The organism is Streptomyces pseudovenezuelae (genome assembly GCF_001513955.1).
GTDB classification, from domain to species: domain Bacteria; phylum Actinomycetota; class Actinomycetes; order Streptomycetales; family Streptomycetaceae; genus Streptomyces; species Streptomyces pseudovenezuelae.
The window spans coordinates 433,968-450,551 of the sequence record NZ_KQ948149.1 but is presented as its reverse complement, the minus strand read 5'-3'; the positions used below and the strand labels follow the sequence as shown (position 1 = coordinate 450,551).

The 16,584-nt window shown below is 72.2% G+C and carries 13 protein-coding genes; 9 read left to right on the top strand and 4 right to left on the bottom strand.

All coding sequences use genetic code 11. The annotated features are described in order from the left end of the window. Positions 1 to 9: 9 nt before the first annotated feature. Positions 10 to 177 carry a hypothetical protein gene (locus AQI94_RS44105; RefSeq protein ID WP_391270988.1) on the bottom strand — a complete coding sequence of 56 codons (168 nt, stop codon included), beginning with the start codon at positions 175 to 177 and terminating at the stop codon, positions 10 to 12. Between the two features lie 90 nt (positions 178 to 267). On the opposite strand from AQI94_RS44105, the gene AQI94_RS26260 reads away from it, so the two are divergent. Further along, entirely contained in the window at positions 268 to 669 is a 402-nt protein-coding gene (locus tag AQI94_RS26260; protein WP_031052073.1) for a VOC family protein, read from the top strand. Here AQI94_RS26260 and AQI94_RS26255 read toward each other — a convergent pair. Both AQI94_RS26255 and AQI94_RS26250 read right to left on the bottom strand, forming a co-directional pair. Continuing rightward, positions 652 to 1,317 (bottom strand): DUF6597 domain-containing transcriptional factor, encoded by a 666-nt coding sequence (locus tag AQI94_RS26255; protein WP_031052074.1) that lies wholly within the window; start codon positions 1,315 to 1,317, stop codon positions 652 to 654. The two genes, AQI94_RS26260 and AQI94_RS26255, sit on opposite strands and share 18 nt — an antisense overlap. Positions 1,318 to 1,326: 9 nt before the next feature. Continuing rightward, positions 1,327 to 2,268: an AraC family transcriptional regulator gene (locus AQI94_RS26250; protein WP_031052076.1), complete on the bottom strand. Its 942-nt coding sequence runs from the start codon at positions 2,266 to 2,268 to the stop codon at positions 1,327 to 1,329. An 81-nt stretch (positions 2,269 to 2,349) separates the two neighbouring features. Between AQI94_RS26250 and AQI94_RS26245 the strand changes: the two genes are divergently transcribed. Beyond that, entirely contained in the window at positions 2,350 to 3,186 is an 837-nt protein-coding gene (locus AQI94_RS26245) for an NmrA family NAD(P)-binding protein (RefSeq protein ID WP_031052078.1), read from the top strand. 54 nt (positions 3,187 to 3,240) lie between these two features. Here AQI94_RS26245 and AQI94_RS26240 read toward each other — a convergent pair whose 3' ends face one another. Then, positions 3,241 to 4,383, bottom strand: a complete 1,143-nt coding sequence (locus AQI94_RS26240) for a YihY/virulence factor BrkB family protein (RefSeq protein ID WP_062229961.1) — start codon at positions 4,381 to 4,383, stop codon at positions 3,241 to 3,243. Between the two features lie 586 nt (positions 4,384 to 4,969). Here AQI94_RS26240 and AQI94_RS26235 point away from each other — a divergent pair. From AQI94_RS26235 to AQI94_RS26205, 7 genes are all read left to right on the top strand, one after another. Beyond that, entirely contained in the window at positions 4,970 to 6,178 is a 1,209-nt protein-coding gene (locus AQI94_RS26235; RefSeq protein ID WP_037943480.1) for a heparan-alpha-glucosaminide N-acetyltransferase domain-containing protein, read from the top strand. Between the two features lie 35 nt (positions 6,179 to 6,213). Further along, positions 6,214 to 8,676, top strand: coding sequence for a Pls/PosA family non-ribosomal peptide synthetase (locus AQI94_RS26230; RefSeq protein WP_031051252.1), 2,463 nt, complete (start codon positions 6,214 to 6,216; stop codon positions 8,674 to 8,676). A 65-nt stretch (positions 8,677 to 8,741) separates the two neighbouring features. Then, entirely contained in the window at positions 8,742 to 10,829 is a 2,088-nt protein-coding gene (locus tag AQI94_RS26225; RefSeq protein ID WP_062229960.1) for a non-ribosomal peptide synthetase, read from the top strand. A 13-nt stretch (positions 10,830 to 10,842) separates the two neighbouring features. Next, complete coding sequence (locus AQI94_RS26220) at positions 10,843 to 11,829, top strand: TauD/TfdA family dioxygenase (protein ID WP_031045391.1); 987 nt, start codon at positions 10,843 to 10,845, stop codon at positions 11,827 to 11,829. Further along, positions 11,826 to 12,857, top strand: a complete 1,032-nt coding sequence (gene sbnB / locus AQI94_RS26215) for a 2,3-diaminopropionate biosynthesis protein SbnB (RefSeq protein ID WP_031045395.1) — start codon at positions 11,826 to 11,828, stop codon at positions 12,855 to 12,857. Before AQI94_RS26220 ends, sbnB begins: the two co-directional genes overlap by 4 nt. A gap of 30 nt (positions 12,858 to 12,887) precedes the next feature. After that, a complete protein-coding gene (sbnA, locus tag AQI94_RS26210) occupies positions 12,888 to 13,871 on the top strand; it encodes a 2,3-diaminopropionate biosynthesis protein SbnA (protein ID WP_031045399.1) in 984 nt (327 codons plus the stop codon). A gap of 874 nt (positions 13,872 to 14,745) precedes the next feature. Next, entirely contained in the window at positions 14,746 to 16,380 is a 1,635-nt protein-coding gene (locus AQI94_RS26205) for an acyl-CoA dehydrogenase family protein (RefSeq protein ID WP_031045402.1), read from the top strand. Positions 16,381 to 16,584: the final 204 nt, after the last annotated feature.

The following is a 16,584-nucleotide window of genomic DNA, read 5'->3' as shown; positions in this document are numbered from 1 at the left end:
GGGACGGGCTCAGGCCCCGCTTCGCTCCAGCCGTGCCGCCCAGGTGATCCCGCCGCGCGGATGGGTCCGGAAGTCGGCGCCCGTGCCGCCGCCCTCGTACGACGACGACTCGTCGGCGCACGCCGGCACCCGCACGGAGTCACGGGGGGCGGTCCGGACGTCGTACCGCTCGTCCACGGTGGACACCCCCGCGGGGACCGGTGACCTTCGGCTGACGTGTCCGATTCCTTCAAGACCGGGCGCCGAGGCGCTGGCTACGGTGGCGGCATGACTCCACGATTCGACGCCATCGGGCTGGTGGTCTCCGACCTGGCCGCCTCCGTCGCCTTCTACCGGCGGCTCGGGTTCCCGTTCCCGGAAGGGGCGCAGACCCAGCCGCACGCGGAGGCCGAACTGCCGGGCGGGGTGCGGCTGATGCTCGACACCGAGGACACGGTCCGCTCCTTCCACCCCGGATGGCGGGCACCGTCCGGCGGCAGCCGCACCGGGCTCGCGCTGCGGTGCGACAGCCCGGCCGAGGTCGACGCGGTGTACGAGGAGCTGGTGGGCGAGGGTTTCCACGGGGAGCTCAAGCCGTGGAACGCCGACTGGGGCCAGCGGTACGCGTCCCTGCATGACCCGGACGGCAACAGCGTCGACCTGTACGCCCCGCTAGCCGGCGGCGAGTAGCCGCCCGAGCGGGACGCCCGCCAACTCCCTTACGTCCCGGGCGAGATGGGCCTGGTCGGCGAAACCGCACCGCGCCGCCGTCTCCGCGAACGGCACTCCGGCACCGGCCAGCGCGAGGGCCCGCCGCAGCCGCAGGATCCGGGCCAGGGTCTTCGGCCCGTACCCGAACGCCACGAGCGACCTGCGGTGCAACTGCCGTGCTCCGAGGCCGATCTCGTCGGCGGTCGCGGCGACGGGCCGGCCCGCGTCGAGGGCGGTGACGAGGGCTCGCAGGGCGGGGTCGGGAGGGGCCGCGCGCTCCAGGGCGATGTCCTCCAGTGCCGTGGCGGGGGCGGCGGCCGCAGCGACACGGCTCCGCAGCCGTCGCACCTCCGACAGGGGCCAGAGATCGGCCAACTCCACCCGCCGGTCCCGCAGTTCATGGGCGGGCACGCCGAGGAAGGCGGGCGCGGAGCCGGGAGAGAAGCGCAGGCCGGTCCAGGTGCTGGGGGCACCTGCGGTGACGTACGCACGGGTGTCGGGTCCGGCGACGAGCAGTCGCCCCTCGTGCCACAGCAGGTCCATGCACCCGTCGGGCAGGACGCGTCCGGACCCGTCACCGGTCCAGATGACGGCACCGGCGAGCCGGGACGGCCGTTCCGTGTACACCTCCCCAGGCTACGACGGGCCGGTGCGCAGCCGGAACTCCTGCGGACTGACCCCGTAGCCCCTCTTGAACGCGCTGGACAGCGCGAACGCGCTCCCGTACCCCACCTGCCGGGCGATCGCGTCCAGCGTCGCGTCCCCCTCCCGCAGCCGGTCCGCCGCCAACGCCAGCCGCCACCCGGTCAGATACGTCATCACCGGCTCCCCCACCAGCTCAGGGAACCGCCGGGCCAGCGCGGCACGCGACACCCCCGCCTTGGCGGCCAGGGAGGCGACCGTCCAGGGGTGCGCGGGGTCGTCCTGCATCAGCCGCAGCACCCGTCCCACCACCGGGTCCGCCAGGGCCGCGTACCAGGCGGGCGCCTCCGCCTCGGGCCGGGAGAACCAGGCCCGGAGCGCCGCGATGACCAGCAGGTCCAGCATCCGGTCCAGGACGACCTCCTGCCCCGGCTCGTCGCGCACGATCTCCTCCATGAGGAGGGGGGTCAGCGGGCACTCCCACACGTCGGTGGTGAGCGACAGCAGCGGCGGCAGCGCGTCCAGGAGCCGGTTGCTGATCTCGCCTTCCATCAGATACGTCCCGATGAGGACCACGGTGCCGCCGTCGAGCCGGTCGCCCCAGGTGCGCACGCCGAGGTCCATGGAGCCGTTCAGGGACCGTCCGTCGGGGTAGCTGCACTCCGCGCCGGGCAGGATCAGCGCCTGCGGGGCCGTACCGGGGTCGTCGGCACAGGTGTAGGGGGCGGGGCCGCGGGCGATGGCGAGGTCACCGGGGCGCAGCCGGACCGGCTCTCCCGCGTCGGGCAGGACCACGGCTTCGCCGCGGACCATCAGCATGACCGTCAGCGGCGCCCGGTCCTCCACCCGCACCGCCCAGGGCGGGTCGAAACACGCGCGGATCATGAAGGCGCCACGTGCCCGCGGTCCTTCCAGCAGACCTGCCAGAGCGTCCATGCGGCCAGCGTAGACGCGTACGCATGGGAATGAGCCGTTCACCGATGGTCCCTTGCCGGGCACGGGAGTTGACTCGACGGCATGACACAGAACACGCGGAACACGACGGTGGTGGTGACCGGTGCCTCGGGTCGTACGGGCAGCCGGGTGGCGCGGTCCGCGCAGGCCGCGGGGCTGACGGTGCGGGCCGCCTCACGGGCCCAGGGGTTCGACTGGCAGGACCGCTCCACCTGGGCGCGGGTGCTGCGCGGAGCGGACGCGGCCTATCTGGTCCATCCCTCGGACATCGGCGCCCCAGGGGCGGCCGAGGCGGTCGGGGCGTTCGCGCGGGAGGCGGTGGGGACCGGCGTACGGCGGCTGGTGCTGCTCTCGTCGCGGGGGCAGGACCGGGCGCGGGACGCGGAGGAGGCGCTGTGTGCGTCGGGGGCCGACTGGACGGTCGTACGGGCCGCGTGGTTCGCGCAGAACTTCAGTGAGGGGCCGCTGGTCGAGGAGCTGCGGCTGAGCGGGGAGCTGGTGTTCCCGGCGGGCGAGGTGCGGGAGCCGTTCGTGGATGTGCGGGACATCGGGGACGTGGTGGTGGCCGCGCTGTCGGCGGGCGAGCGGTACGTCGGGGAGACGGTCAGCGTGTCGGGGCCCCGGCTGCTCACCTTCGGCGAGGCGGTCGCGGAGATCGCGAAGGCGACCGGGCGGGAGCTGTCGTACCGGGCGGTGTCGCCGAAGCGGTACGGGGAGAGGCTGCTCGGGTTCGGGGTGCCGGCGCCGGAGGCGGACGCGCTGGTTGAGGCGTTCACGCAGTTGCTGGACGGGCGCAACGCGTATCTGTCGGACGGGGTGCGGCAGGTGCTCGGGCGTGAGGCGCGGGACTTCACGGAGTTCGCGCGCGAGGCGGCGGCCGCGGGGACCTGGAAGGTCTGACCCGGGGTGCGGGCACCCGCTCCGCACCGGCTCGCGGCCGGTGACACCTCCCCCTCAGGAACCGTCGGGCTTCTGCGGGGGATGTGTCGTCTTCGCGTGCGTCCGCAGGCGGGAGGTGACGTCCTCCGGGGGCAGGAAGCGGGACCAGCGCTCCGGGAACTCCGAGGGCATGTCGGGGTCGTCGGGGTCGGGGTGGGTGTCGTGGAGTGCGGCGGCGCGGGCCACGTACTCCGCGACCTGTGCCTCCCGCAGCCGCTCCTGGGCCGCGCGCGCCGCCGCCGTGGCGGCCGCCGGCCACACGCGGTCGATCGCGGCGTTGACCGCGGCGCCCACCAGGACCGCGAAGGCCGAGACGCCGATCCACAGCAGCACCGCCACCGCGGCGGCGAGCGAGCCGTAGATCGTCGCGCCCTCGATCGTGCTCTGGAGGTAGATCCGGAGCAGGAAGCTCCCCAGCACCCACATCGCCAGGGCCACCAGCGCGCCCGGGACGTCCTCGATCCACGGTGAGCGCACCGGTACCGACACGTGGTACAGGGTCGTCAGGAAGGCGATGGACAGGATGATCACCACGGGCCAGTACAGGACCTGGACGACCGTCGTCGACCACGGCACGATCCGCACCACGGCGTCCGGGCCCGCCACCATCAGCGGCAGCGCAACCGAGCCGATCAGCAGCGCCGCCACGAACAGCGCGAACGCCACGAGCCGGGTCTTGACGATGCCGCGGACCCCGTCGAGGCCGTACATGACGGTGATGGTGTCGATGAAGACGTTGACCGCGCGCGACCCGGACCACAGGGCGAACAGGAAGCCGACCGAGATGACGTCGGGACGGCCGCCCTTCATCACGTCGTCGAGGATCGGCTGCGCGATCTGCCGTACCCCCTTGTCGGACAGGACCGTGCGCGCGGCGTCCAGGAGGTTGGCCTCCAGGCTGCTGATGCTGTCGGTGCCGGTCCAGTCGTCGACGTAGCCGAGCAGGCCGATGAGGCTGAGCAGCAGCGGCGGCACGGACAGCAGCGAGAAGAACGCGGCCTCGGCGGCGAGCCCCAGGATGCGGTACTCGATGCACGAGTTGACGGTGTCCTTGAGCAGCAGCCACGCGGTCCTGCGCTTCGACACGTTCCGGTAGAGGGCACGGGCCCGGTGGAGCCGGCCGGAGGGCCGCTGAGGGGATTCGCTTGCTGCCTGCACGTCCTAAAGGTATCCGCCACGGGAGCGTGCACTCATCCCCCCGTCCCGGTCCTGGGCACGCCCGTGCGGGGAACGCCCGCTCGCGTTCGGTTCCGTCATCCGGCGGAAAACGCCGGGCAATCCCTCGGAAATGGCGAAGGAAATCGAACCCCTTTTCTGTCATGAACCCGCTGGCCGGTTTTCGCGGCCCGCTCGACCGGAATGCCGGACGACATGTGCACCGTCCATGAAGTGAGTTCCCCGGTGACGCCACCGAACGGCATGGTCGAGCTATATCGGCAGCGCACGTCCGACCGGCAGGAAATGGCCATTGACTGAAACGCGCTTGACCCGTTCATGAGCACCTCGAAACAATTCGGATTGCATTCTCAGGGCTCTGACCAAGGCCCGAGCCAGGCCACCCCGTCCCCCTCGCGTGGTCACTCCAGGCGCATACCGAACCGCTCCTTCTCTTATTCCATTCCGTGCCTCACGGCACTTCCTTTTCTTCCGGAACACCGGAAACACGGGGGTCCCTCTTCACGATTTTCCGCTGCGCGGTGAACAGCGGGCGATATTCCGCCGTATCCCACTCTGGAGAATTCGCATGCCTGCTCCGTACGGACCGAAGCAAACCGCGCCGCGCATCGTGGGGGTCGATGTGGCACGGGGGCTCGCCCTGCTCGGAATGTTCTCCGTTCACGTGTTCGGCGCGTTCGACGAGGCCGGATCACCCACACCCGCCTGGATGTTCGCGGGCGGCCGTTCCTCGGCGACCTTCGCCGTGACGGCCGGGATCGGTCTGGCCTTCACGACCGGCGGTCGCCGGCCGGCGACCGGTCGGCCCGCGGCCGTCGCGGTGGCCGCGCGGGCCGGCGTCATCGCGTTGATCGGACTGCTGCTCGGCTACGCCTCACGCGCGGCGGACCTGGACGTGGACGTGATCCTGGTGTTCTACGCCCTGCTGTTCCTGATCGCGATCCCGTTGCTGGGCCTCGGCCCGCGGACCCTGGCGGCTCTGTCCCTGTCCCTGGCCGTGGGGGCGCCGTTCGCCGTCCACGCGCTGCGGGGCTCGCTGCCCCGGCCCGCGTTCGACGGCGACCCGACCCTCCAGGACGTGGTCACCGATCCGCTCGGCCTGCTGTCGGACCTGCTCGTGCACGGCGACTACCCGGTGCTCGCCTGGACCGCCTACCTGTGCGCCGGACTCGCCCTCGGCCGTCTCGATCTGACGTCACGCGGGCTCGCGCCCCGGCTCCTCGGGGGCGGCCTCGCCCTCGTGGCCGGGATCTGGCTGGTGTCGTCCCTGGTGCTGTTCCGGTTCGACGGACTGCGGCAGCTGTGGCGCGCGGAGTTCCCCGGCGCCTCCCGCGCCGAGGCCCTGTGGGACAGCCCGGACGGCGTGACCTGGTGGGCGCTGCTCTCCCGCGCGCCGCACACGACCACCCCCTTCGACCTGCTCCTGACCCTGGGCTCGGCGACGGCGATCCTCGGCGGCGCCCTGCTGCTGACCAGGAGTGCCCTGCTCACGCGGGCACTCACCCCCCTCGCGGCGGCGGGCAGCATGCCACTGACCCTGTACGCCGCCCACGTGCTCCTTCTCACCACCGGCGCGCTCTCCGGCTCCCCCGAGCTCCTCTACGCCGTCATGACCACCGGAGCGCTCCTGTTCGCCCTCTCGTGGCGGCACGTCGGGCGTGGCCCGCTGGAAACGGTCGTCGCAGGCGCGGCCCGGCGGTGTCGCGAGGCCGTAACACCACCCCGGCCCCCGGAACCGGTGGCGGACCCGGTCCGACTTAGCAAGCACACGGAATGACCCATAAGGCCAAAAGTAATGATCTAGGAGATCAAGTGGTGGTAAATCCCGGCGAGATCACGACAGTCGCCCCGGTGGACGGCACCGCCCAGGTCCTCGCCGAGGTGCTGGCCGGGGTCGTGAAGACGGATCAAGTCCCTCTCGACAGTCACTTCTTCGACGACCTGGGTGCCAACTCCCTCGTCATGGCGCAGTTCTGCGCCCGGGTGCGGAAGCGGGACGATCTGCCGCAGGTCTCGATGCGGGACGTCTACGGCCACCCGACGATCCGCGGTCTGGCGACCGCGCTCGCCGAGGTCCCGGCCACCGGGCCGGTCCCCGCCCGGCCGGCCGAGCCGCCCCCGCCATCGGGCAGCACCGCCCGCTACGTGCTGTGCGGGGTGCTGCAGTTCCTGGCCTTCGCCGCGTACTGCCTCGGAGCCGGCGTCGCCACCGCCGAGGGGTACTCCTGGATATCGGGCGCCGACGGCCCGCTCCATGTCTATCTGCGCTCACTGGCCGTCGGCGGCGCCCTGTTCCTCGCCCTGTGCACCCTGCCCGTGGTGGCGAAGTGGGTGCTGATCGGCCGGTGGAAGGAGACGGAGTTCCCGGTGTGGAGCCTCGCCTACGTCCGCTTCTGGCTGGTCAAGGCGCTGCTGCACGCCAGCCCGATGGTCCTGTTCACGGGCAACCCGCTCTACGTCCTCTACCTGCGCGCCCTCGGCGCCCGCATCGGCCCGGGCGTCACGGTCCTGTCCCACTCGATGCCGGTCTGCACCGACCTGCTGACCGTCGGCGCCGGCACGGTGATCCGCAAGGACGCCCTGCTCCTCGGCTACCGGGCGCACGCGGGCCGGATCCGCACCGGCCCGGTCACCCTCGGCCGGGACGTCTTCGTCGGCGAGAAGACCGTCCTCGACATCGGCACGTCCATCGGCGACGGCGGCCAGCTGGGCCACTCCTCCGCGCTGTACGACGGTGCCGCGATCCCCGCCGGCGAGCGCTGGCACGGCTCCCCGGCCCGCCCCACCGACGTCGACCACATCCGCGTCCCGGCGACCCGCTGCACCACCGCGCGCCGGGCCGGCTACGCCCTCGTGACGCTGCTGCAGACGCTGCTGGTGTACGTCCCGCTCGGTATCGGCGGTGTGTTCCTCGTGATGGACCTCGTACCGGCGCTGGACCCGCTGCTCGAACCGAACGCGAAGGAACTGGCGTCGACGGCCTTCTACGCCGAGGCGCTCGCCCTGTCCGTCGCCCTCTACGTCGGTTTCGTGGCCCTGGGCCTCGTCACCGTGACGGTGCTGCCGCGGCTGCTGAACCTGACCCTGAAGGCGGACCGGGTCTATCCGCTGTACGGCTTCCACTACTCGGCGCAGCGCGCGATCGCCCGCATGACCAACATCAAGTTCTTCAAGTGGCTGTGCGGCGACAGCTCCTACATCGTCCCCTACCTGCGGTGCATCGGCTACGACCTCTGCCGCGTCGAGCAGACCGGCTCGAACTTCGGGACCGAGGTCGCGCACGAGACGCCGTATCTGGCCACCGTCGGCAGCGGCACGATGGTCGCCGACGGGCTGTCGATCCTCAACGCCGAGTACTCCGGCACCTCGTTCCGGCTCTCGCGGGTCACGATCGGCGGACAGAACTTCCTCGGCAACCACATCGCCTATCCCGTCGGCGGCCGCACCGGGGACAACTGCCTGCTGGCCACCAAGGTGCTCGTGCCGCTGGACGGTGAACTCCGCGAGGGTGTCGGCCTGTTGGGCTCGCCGCCGTTCGAGATCCCGCGCACGGTGGAGCGCGACACCCGCTTCGACCACTTCCGCGAGGGCGACGAGCTGCGCCGCCGTCTGGCCGGCAAGAACCGCTGCAACGCCCGCTCGATGGGCCTGTTCCTGTTCCTGCGCTGGCTGCACTGGTTCCTGCTGACACTGCTCGGCTTCGCGGCCGTCGACCTGCAGGGAGGCCGGGGCGCCCTGGGCGGGCTGCTGATCGGCGCCTACCTGATGACCGGCCTCGCCGTGACCGTCGGTTACTGGGCCCTGGTGGAGCGTGTGATCACCCGCTTCCGGCCGCTGGAACCGCGGCTGTGCTCGATCTACGACCCGTACTTCTGGTGGCACGAGCGGCTGTGGAAGGTGCCCGACCACCATCTCGTGGTGTTCAACGGCACGCCGTTCAAGAACCTGGTCTGGCGGCTGCTGGGGGTGCGGATCGGCCGGCGGGTCTTCGACGACGGCTGCTACCTCACCGAGCGGACGCTGGTCGCGATCGGCAGCGACACCACACTCGGCCACCACTCCAAGGTGCAGGCGCACTCCCAGGAGGACGGCACCTTCAAGTCCGACCACATCGTCATCGGCGACGGCTGCACCCTCGGTGCGGGCGCGCTGGTCCACTACGGCGTCGCGATGGGCGACGGCGCCGTGCTCGGTGCCGACGCCTTCCTGATGAAGGGCGAGGAGATGCCGGCGGGGGCGCACTGGGGCGGGAATCCGGCGGCGGCACGTGTCTGAGGCGCCCGAAGCCGCACGAGCTGCCCGAACTGCCTGAACGAAGCACACACAGGGGGAAGAACGTCATGGAAACAGCTCCGCACCGCACACCCGGTCCGCTGCCGGACATCGGGGAGTACGCGATCCCGCTGCCCGCGGGCACGCCGACCGATCCCGCCGCGCTGCTCGCGGCCCACACGAGGGTCCGCGCCGCCCTCTCGGACGAGACGGCGGGCGCTTCCGACGCCGACCTGCGCGTCACCGTCACCGACGGCACGCTGCGGCTGCGCTACCGCGCCGGTGCCCTCGACGCCGACACCGCCGCCCGCATCGCCGGCTACCACCTCACCGCGCTCACCCACCCGGACCGCCGGAGCCTGCTGTCGGAGGACGAACTGCGCTACCAGCTGGAGGAGTTGGCGGGCCCGGTCCGTGAACTCCCCGACCGGCGGGTGCACGAGCTGTTCGAGGAGCGGGTCGGGAAGCACCCGGACGCCGTGGCCGCCGTACAGGACGACCGGCGGTGGACGTACGCCGAGCTCAACTCCCGCGCCAACCGGATCGGCCGGGCACTGCTGGCCCGCGGTCTCACGGCCGAGGACGTCGTCGCCGTGGTCATGGAACGGAACCTGGACTGGATGGCGGCCGTCCTCGGCGTGCTCAAGGCGGGCGGGGTGTATCTGCCGATCGAGCCGCACTTCCCGGCCGAGCGGGTGGCGAGGACGCTGTTCCGGGCGGGCTGCGCCTTCGTCGTCACCGAGGAGAGCAGCACCGGATCGCTCTCCGGTACGTCCGCCGAGACACTGTTCGTGGACACCGCGTACGCCGAGGGCCACGCGGGCGACGATCTCGGGATCCCGGTCCGGGCGGATCAACTCGCCTACATCTACTTCACGTCCGGCTCCACCGGCGAGCCCAAGGGCGCGATGTGCGAGCACGCCGGTTTCGTCAACCATGTGCTCGCCAAGGTCGAGGACCTGGGGATCGGCGAGGACGTCGTGGTCGCACAGACCGCGCCGCAGTGCTTCGACATCTCCCTGTGGCAGCTGCTCGCCGCCACCCTGGTGGGCGGACGGACTCTGATCATCGGCCAGGAGACCGTCCTGGACGTCCCGCGGTTCGTGGACACGGTGGTGCGGGGGCGGGTCGACGTGCTCCAGGTCGTGCCGTCGTATCTGGAGGCCGTGCTCGCCGAGCTGGGGAGGCGGCCGCGTGAACTCGCCGACCTGCGCTGTGTGTCGGTGACCGGCGAGGCGGTGAAGCGGGAGCTCGTACAGCGCTGGTTCGCCGTCGCGCCCGGCATCCGCCTCGCCAATGCCTACGGGCTGACCGAGACCTCCGACGACACCAACCACGAGGTGATGGACCGGGTGCCGAACGGCGACCGGGTCCCGCTCGGGCGGCCGGTGCGCAACGTACGGGTGTACGTCGTCGACGAGGACCTGGTGCCCGTACCGCTGGGCGCGCCCGGCGAGATCGTCTTCTCCGGGGTGTGCGTGGGGCGCGGGTACGTCAACGACCCCGAACGCACCGCGGCCGCCTTCACCACGGACCCGTACCGGCCCGGCGAGCGGCTGTACCGCAGCGGTGACGTGGGGCGCTGGCGGGCCGACGGCAAACTGGAGTTCCTCGGCCGCCGGGACACCCAGGTCAAGATCCGCGGGTTCCGCGTCGAGATCGGCGAGATCGAGAACGCGCTGCTGCGGGTGGACGGGGTGCGCGACGGAGCCGTCGTGGTCGTCCGGGGCACCCAGCTCGCCGCGTTCTGCGCCGGACCCGAGCCGGTGGCCGCGGACACGGTACGGGAACGGCTGGCCGTGTCGCTGCCGTCGTACATGGTCCCCGCCGTCGTGCACTGGCGGCAGCGGCTGCCGCTGACCGCGAACGGCAAGACCGACCGCCGGGCGCTCACCGCGCTCGCCGAGGACCTCGACGCCGGTGCGGCGGGCGGGCCCGTGACGGCCGGCGAGCGGCGGCTGGCGGACGCCTGGGCCGAGGTGCTCGGCGTGCCCGCCGACCGGATCGGCCGGCTCGACCACTTCTTCGACCGCGGCGGCAGCTCACTGTCCGCCGTGCGTCTCGCGATCGCCCTGGACCGGGCGGTCACCCTCCAGGACGTCGTCCGTCACCCGGTCCTCGCGGACCTGGCGGACCTGCTCGACCGGCGCAGCTGAAAGGAACACCGAGATGTCATCCACGAGTCTCCTTCCGAACCTGGACCTGGCGCCCGGCACTCCGCCGATCCTGCGCGCCAAGTCCGGTGGTGACCCGGCGAGTTGGGCCGCGGAGCACCGTGACCCGCTGCATGCCCTGGTCCTTGAGCACGGCTCCGTCCTGGTGCGGGGTCTGGGTCTCGCCGACCCCGCGACCAGCGAGGCCGTCTTCCGGCGGCTGACCGACGGTCTGATGCCCGACCGCGAGCCCTTCGCGCCGCGGCGCCGCTACGCGGACGGCGTGTACTCGTCCACCAAGTGGCCGCCGAACCAGCAGATGTGCATGCACCACGAACTCAGCTACGGCCTGGAGTTCCCGAGCCTGCTGCTGTACGCGTGCCTGGAGGCGCCCGGGTCGGGAGGCGCGACCGCGCTCGCCGACGCGTCGGCGGTGCTGCGGGCCCTGCCCCGCGAACTGGTCTCCCGCTTCGAACGGGAGGGCTGGCTGCTGACCCGGGCGTACCACGAGGAGATCGGCGCGTCGGTCGAGGAGGCCTTCGGCACCGACGACCGTGAAGCCGTCGAACGCTACTGCCGCCGGCACGCCATCGAGTTCGCCTGGCAGGGCGACGGCTCCCTGCACACCCGGCAGCGGCGCGGCGCGGTGCTGCGGCACCCGCGCTCCGGCCTGCCCTGCTGGTTCAACCAGATCGCGTTCCTCAACGAGTGGACCATGGAGCCCGAGGTGCACGAGTACCTGGTGGAGATGTACGGCGCCGACGGGCTGCCCTTCAACACCCGCTTCGGGGACGGGAGTCCGATCGACGAGGACGTCGTCCGGACCATCAACGAGGTCTATGACGCCCACACCGTGCGCGAACCCTGGCAGGACGGCGACCTCCTGCTGGTCGACAACATCCGTACGGCGCACAGCCGTGAGCCCTTCGAGGGGCCGCGCGAGGTGCTGGCCGCGCTCGGCGACCCGGTGCTGCGCGCCGACGGCGAGGTGAGTGGCGTATGAGCACCCTCGGCGCCCCGTCCTTCGCGCTGGTCACCGGCGCCCAGGTCCAACAGGCCCTGCACGGCCGGGAACCGGAGATCGCGGACCTCGTCGAGGCCGTGTACCGGCTGCACGGCGCGGGTGACTCGGTGAACCCGCCGTCGTACTTCCTGAGGTTCCCGGACCGCCCGTCGTCCCGGATCATCGCGCTGCCCGCCTCCCTGGGCGGACCGCTCCGGGTGGACGGCCTGAAGTGGGTCTCCAGCTTCCCGGAGAACATCAGGTCCGGGCTGCCGCGCGCCTCGGCGGTGCTGATCCTCAACGACCCGGAGACCGGCTACCCGTTCGCGTGCCTGGAGAGTTCGGTCATCAGCGCCACGCGCACCGCGTCGTCGGCGGCGCTGGCGGCCGGGAAGCTCAGCGCGGGCCGGGTCCGCCCGACCCGGGTCGGGTTCATCGGCACCGGGCTGATCGCCCGCTACATCCACACCCATCTCACGGCCACCGGCTGGGAGTTCGAGGAGACGGGCGTGCACGACCTGTCCGCCGAGAGCGCCGCCGGGTTCCGCGGCTATCTGGAGCGGTCCGGGGCGCCCGGGAAGGTGGCCGTGCACGACTCGGCCGAATCCCTCATCCGCGCAAGCGACTTGGTGGTCTTCGCCACGGTCGCCGGCGAGCCGCACGTCCACGATCCGTCGTGGTTCGGCCACCACCCCCTGGTCCTGCACGTCTCCCTGCGCGATCTCGCCCCGGAGATCCTGCTCGCGTCCGCCAACTTCGTCGACGACGTCGAGCACTGTCTCAAGGCCGAGACCTCCCCGCATCTGGCCGAACGGCTCACGGGGAGCAGGGACTTCATCGACGGCACGCTCGACGACGTGCTGAGCGGACGGGTGACCGTCCCGACGGACCGGACGGTGGTGTTCTCCCCCTTCGGCCTGGGGGTGCTCGACCTCGCCGTCGGCCGGTACGTCCACGACGAACTGGCCCGGCGCGGCGAACTGCACGTCGTCGACGGGTTCTTCAACGAGCTGCGCCGGTACGGCTGAACGACCCGTGCGCATGAGGAGGGGGGCGTCATGCCCGTCATATCCGATCCTTCGGAGTTCAACGAGTCAGACCTCTACGTCGACCTGAGGGCCGCGCTGGAGCTTCCGCTGTACCTGAAGTGCGAGGGCTTCAACTTCGCCGGGTCGATCAAGCTGAAGGCGGCCCGGGAGATGGTGAACGCCGCCGAGCGCGACGGCACCCTGCGGCCGGGGTCGGTCCTGGTCGAGTCGTCGTCAGGGAACCTGGGGGTGGCCCTGAGCATGATCGCCGCGAGCCGGGGCTACCGGTTCCTGTGCGTGACCGACTCACGGTGCAACCTGGCGACGATCCGGCTGATGGAGTCGCTCGGCACCCGGGTGCACGTGGTCAGGGAGCCGGACCTGCACGACGGCTACCTGGGCGCGCGGCTCGCGTACGTGCGAGCGCTGTGCGCGTCGGACGAGCGGTACGTGTGGCTCAACCAGTACAGCAACCAGGGGAACTGGCGGGCGCACTACCGCACCACGGCCCCGGAGATCGCGCGGCGCTTCCCGGACCTGGACGTGCTGTTCGTCGGGGCCGGCACCACCGGGACCCTGATGGGCTGCGCCCGCTGGTTCTGGCAGTGGCGGCGCCCGGTGCGGATCGTCGCCGTCGACAGCGTCGGCTCGGTCACCTTCGGGGGCCCGCCCGGCGTCCGGATGATCCCGGGGCTCGGCACGAGCGTGCCGCCGCAGCTGCTCGACAAGTCGTACATCGACGACGTGGTCCTCGTGGAGGAGCCGGACACCCTCCAGGTGTGCCGCAGGATGGCCGCCCGGGGCTTCCTGTTCGGCGGCTCCACCGGCACGGTCGTCAGCGGCGCCCACCAGTGGCTGTCCGCCCACGGCCGCCGCGGCCTCACCGCGGTGGCGATCGCCCCGGACCTCGGCGAACGCTACCTCGACACCGTGTACCGGGCGGGCTGGCCCCACGGCACCCCCGACACGGACCCGATGCACCACCCGGCGGAGGTGATGGCCCACCTGTCCTGACCGCCTCCCCACGGCACCCGCCCCGCCCACCAGCGGGAACGGGCGCCGTGATCGCGTCCGCGAGACACCGGTGCCCGGTGGTCGGGGGCAGCCGGAGACCCTGCCCCCGAACAGCCACGCGCACGGGGTCCGCCCCTCCACCGGCCCGCCGGGCACCGCGTCGACGAGACGCCGATCCCCCTACTCGCCACGACCGAAGACCGCGCCCCGAGCAGCCGCACACACCGACCCTCGCCCCCCCAACCACCGGGTACCGCGTCGATGAGCCGCCGATCCCCCCGCTAGTCACGACCGGAGACCCTGACCCCGAGCAGCCGTTGTGCAGGTCCGGCTCCGTGACTACGTGCACCCGGGCACCGCGTCGACGAGACGCCGCCCCCCTAGTCGCCTAGTCGCCGCGACCGGAGACCGCGCCCCGAGCAGCCGCACACACCGACCCTCCCCGCCCCGGAGCCACCGGGCACCACGTCGGCAAGACGCCGATCCTCCCACTCGCCACGACGGAGACCCTGCCCCGAGCAGCCGCGCACGCGGACCCACACCCCCACAGCCACCGGGCGCCGCGTCGATTGAGACGCCGATCCCCCTACTCGCCACGACCGGAGACCCCGCCCCCGAGAACCGCCTACACCAGCCCGCGCGCATCAGGCACCGCAACCATCAGCCGCCCACCGCACCCTCACCCGCACCCCCGAGGCCCACCCGCACGAAGCGAGCGGCACGGATGCCCGCAACGACCCGCCGCCCCGGCCACCAGCCCCCGGCACGCACACACCCCCCACCAGGCCCCCGCCGCGGAGCGCCCCGCACACCCACCACCCCACCCCCGTGTCCGTGAGGTGACCCTCCCCCGCCCCGGGGTACTTTCGCTGGCATGGCAGGCACCACGCACACCGTGACCAACCAGCCCCCACCCCTGACCGGCTACGACGTCTACGGCGCCGACCGCGCCCTGAAGGCCGCCGTCGAGCGGCACCTCGACCCGGTCCTGCTCGACGAGGTCCACGGCGAGCTGGCCGCGCTCGGCCGGGCCTGTGGCTCGGCGCAGGTGCAGGAGTGGGGACTCCAGGCCAACGAGAACCCGCCCCGGCTGCGCACCCACGACCGCCACGGCCACCGGGTCGACGAGGTCGAGTTCCATCCGGCCTGGCACCGGGTGCTCGGCAAGGGCGTCTCGGCGGGCCTGACCGCCGCCTGGGCCCGCCCCGGCGGACACGTACGGCGGGCGGCGGCCTTCGTCCTGTGGACGCAGGTCGACGCGGGCAACTGCTGCCCCCTGTCGATGACCCACGCCGCGGTCCCCGCCCTGCGCACCGACCCGGACCTGGCGGCCGAGTGGGAGCCGCGTCTGACGTCGATGGTCTACGACCGCGAGCTGCGGCCCGCCCACCTCAAGGCGGGGGCGCTGTTCGGGATGGGGATGACGGAGAAGCAGGGCGGCAGCGACGTACGGGCGAACACGACGTCCGCGCGGCCCCTGCCCGACGGCGAGACCTACGAGCTCACCGGCCACAAGTGGTTCTGCTCGGCCCCCATGTCGGACGGCTTCCTGGTCCTCGCCCAGGCCCCGGGCGGGCTGACCTGCTTCCTCGTCCCCCGGGTCCTGGAGGACGGCACCCGCAACACGTTTCTCCTCCAGCGGCTCAAGGACAAGCTCGGCAACCGCTCCAACGCGTCCGCCGAGGTCGAGTTCGACCGGACCTGGGGCCGCCGCGTCGGCGACGAGGGGCGCGGGGTCCGCACCATCATCGAGATGGTGGCGGCGACCCGGCTGGACTGCGTCCTCGGCTCGGCGGGCCTGATGCGCCAGGCCGTCGCCCAGGCGATCCACCACTGCACCCACCGCGAGGCCTTCGGCGGCAAGCTCGTCGACAAGCCGCTGATGCGCAACGTCCTGGCCGACCTCGCCCTGGAGTCCGAGGCCGCGACGACCCTCGCCCTGCGCCTCGCGGCCGCCTACGACAAGGACGACGAGCAGGAGCGGGCCTTCCTCAGGATCGCGGTGCCGGCGGCCAAGTACTGGGTCACCAAGCGCTGCACCCCGCTGACGGTGGAGGCCGCCGAGTGCCTGGGCGGCAACGGTTACGTGGAGGAGTCGGGCCTGCCCCGCCTGGTCCGCGAGTCACCGCTGAACTCCGTCTGGGAGGGCGCGGGCAACATCCAGGCCCTGGACGTCCTGAGGGTCCTGCAGGGCGAGCCCCGGGCCCTGAATGCCTACCTCCTGGAGATCGGCGTGACCCGCGGCGCCGACCACCGCCTGGACGCGGCGACCAAGAGTCTCTTCACCGAACTGGCCGATCTGGAGGGCATCGAGGGGCGGGCCCGCCATCTGACGGAACGGCTCGCGCTCGTCCTTCAGGGCTCCCTGCTGGTCCGCCACGCGCCCGCGGAGGTGGCCGACGCCTTCTGCGCGTCCCGCCTGGGCGGCGACGGCGGCACGGCCTTCGGCACCCTGCCCACCACCCTGGACCTGGCGTCGGTGGTGGACCGGGCCCGGCCCGTGGAGTGACCCGCCGCCGCAGACGCGAGTGAACGGGGGTGGTGCTGCGCCGACACGGCACCACCCCCGTTACGGCCCTCAGAGGCCGGAGCACGCCGCTGCGAGACGGCGTTCGCCCAAGTTTCAATCAAGCCGGAGCCCACCACCAGGGTTGCAGGGGGTTGCAACTTCCTGGCGACTGTGGGCGGACCGTCCACTTCCCCGAGCCGCGAC

Bases quoted from the DNA above. Each gene is read 5' to 3' on its own strand.
- AQI94_RS26220 (WP_031045391.1), top strand. From the start codon at position 10,843: ATGTCATCCACGAGTCTCCTTCCGAACCTGGACCTGGCGCCCGGCACT.
- AQI94_RS26250 (WP_031052076.1), bottom strand. From the start codon at position 2,268: ATGGACGCTCTGGCAGGTCTGCTGGAAGGACCGCGGGCACGTGGCGCC.
- AQI94_RS26245 (WP_031052078.1), top strand. From the start codon at position 2,350: ATGACACAGAACACGCGGAACACGACGGTGGTGGTGACCGGTGCCTCG.
- AQI94_RS26260 (WP_031052073.1), top strand. From the start codon at position 268: ATGACTCCACGATTCGACGCCATCGGGCTGGTGGTCTCCGACCTGGCC.
- AQI94_RS26205 (WP_031045402.1), top strand. From the start codon at position 14,746: ATGGCAGGCACCACGCACACCGTGACCAACCAGCCCCCACCCCTGACC.
- sbnB (WP_031045395.1), top strand. From the start codon at position 11,826: ATGAGCACCCTCGGCGCCCCGTCCTTCGCGCTGGTCACCGGCGCCCAG.
- AQI94_RS26225 (WP_062229960.1), top strand. From the start codon at position 8,742: ATGGAAACAGCTCCGCACCGCACACCCGGTCCGCTGCCGGACATCGGG.
- AQI94_RS26235 (WP_037943480.1), top strand. From the start codon at position 4,970: ATGCCTGCTCCGTACGGACCGAAGCAAACCGCGCCGCGCATCGTGGGG.
- sbnA (WP_031045399.1), top strand. From the start codon at position 12,888: ATGCCCGTCATATCCGATCCTTCGGAGTTCAACGAGTCAGACCTCTAC.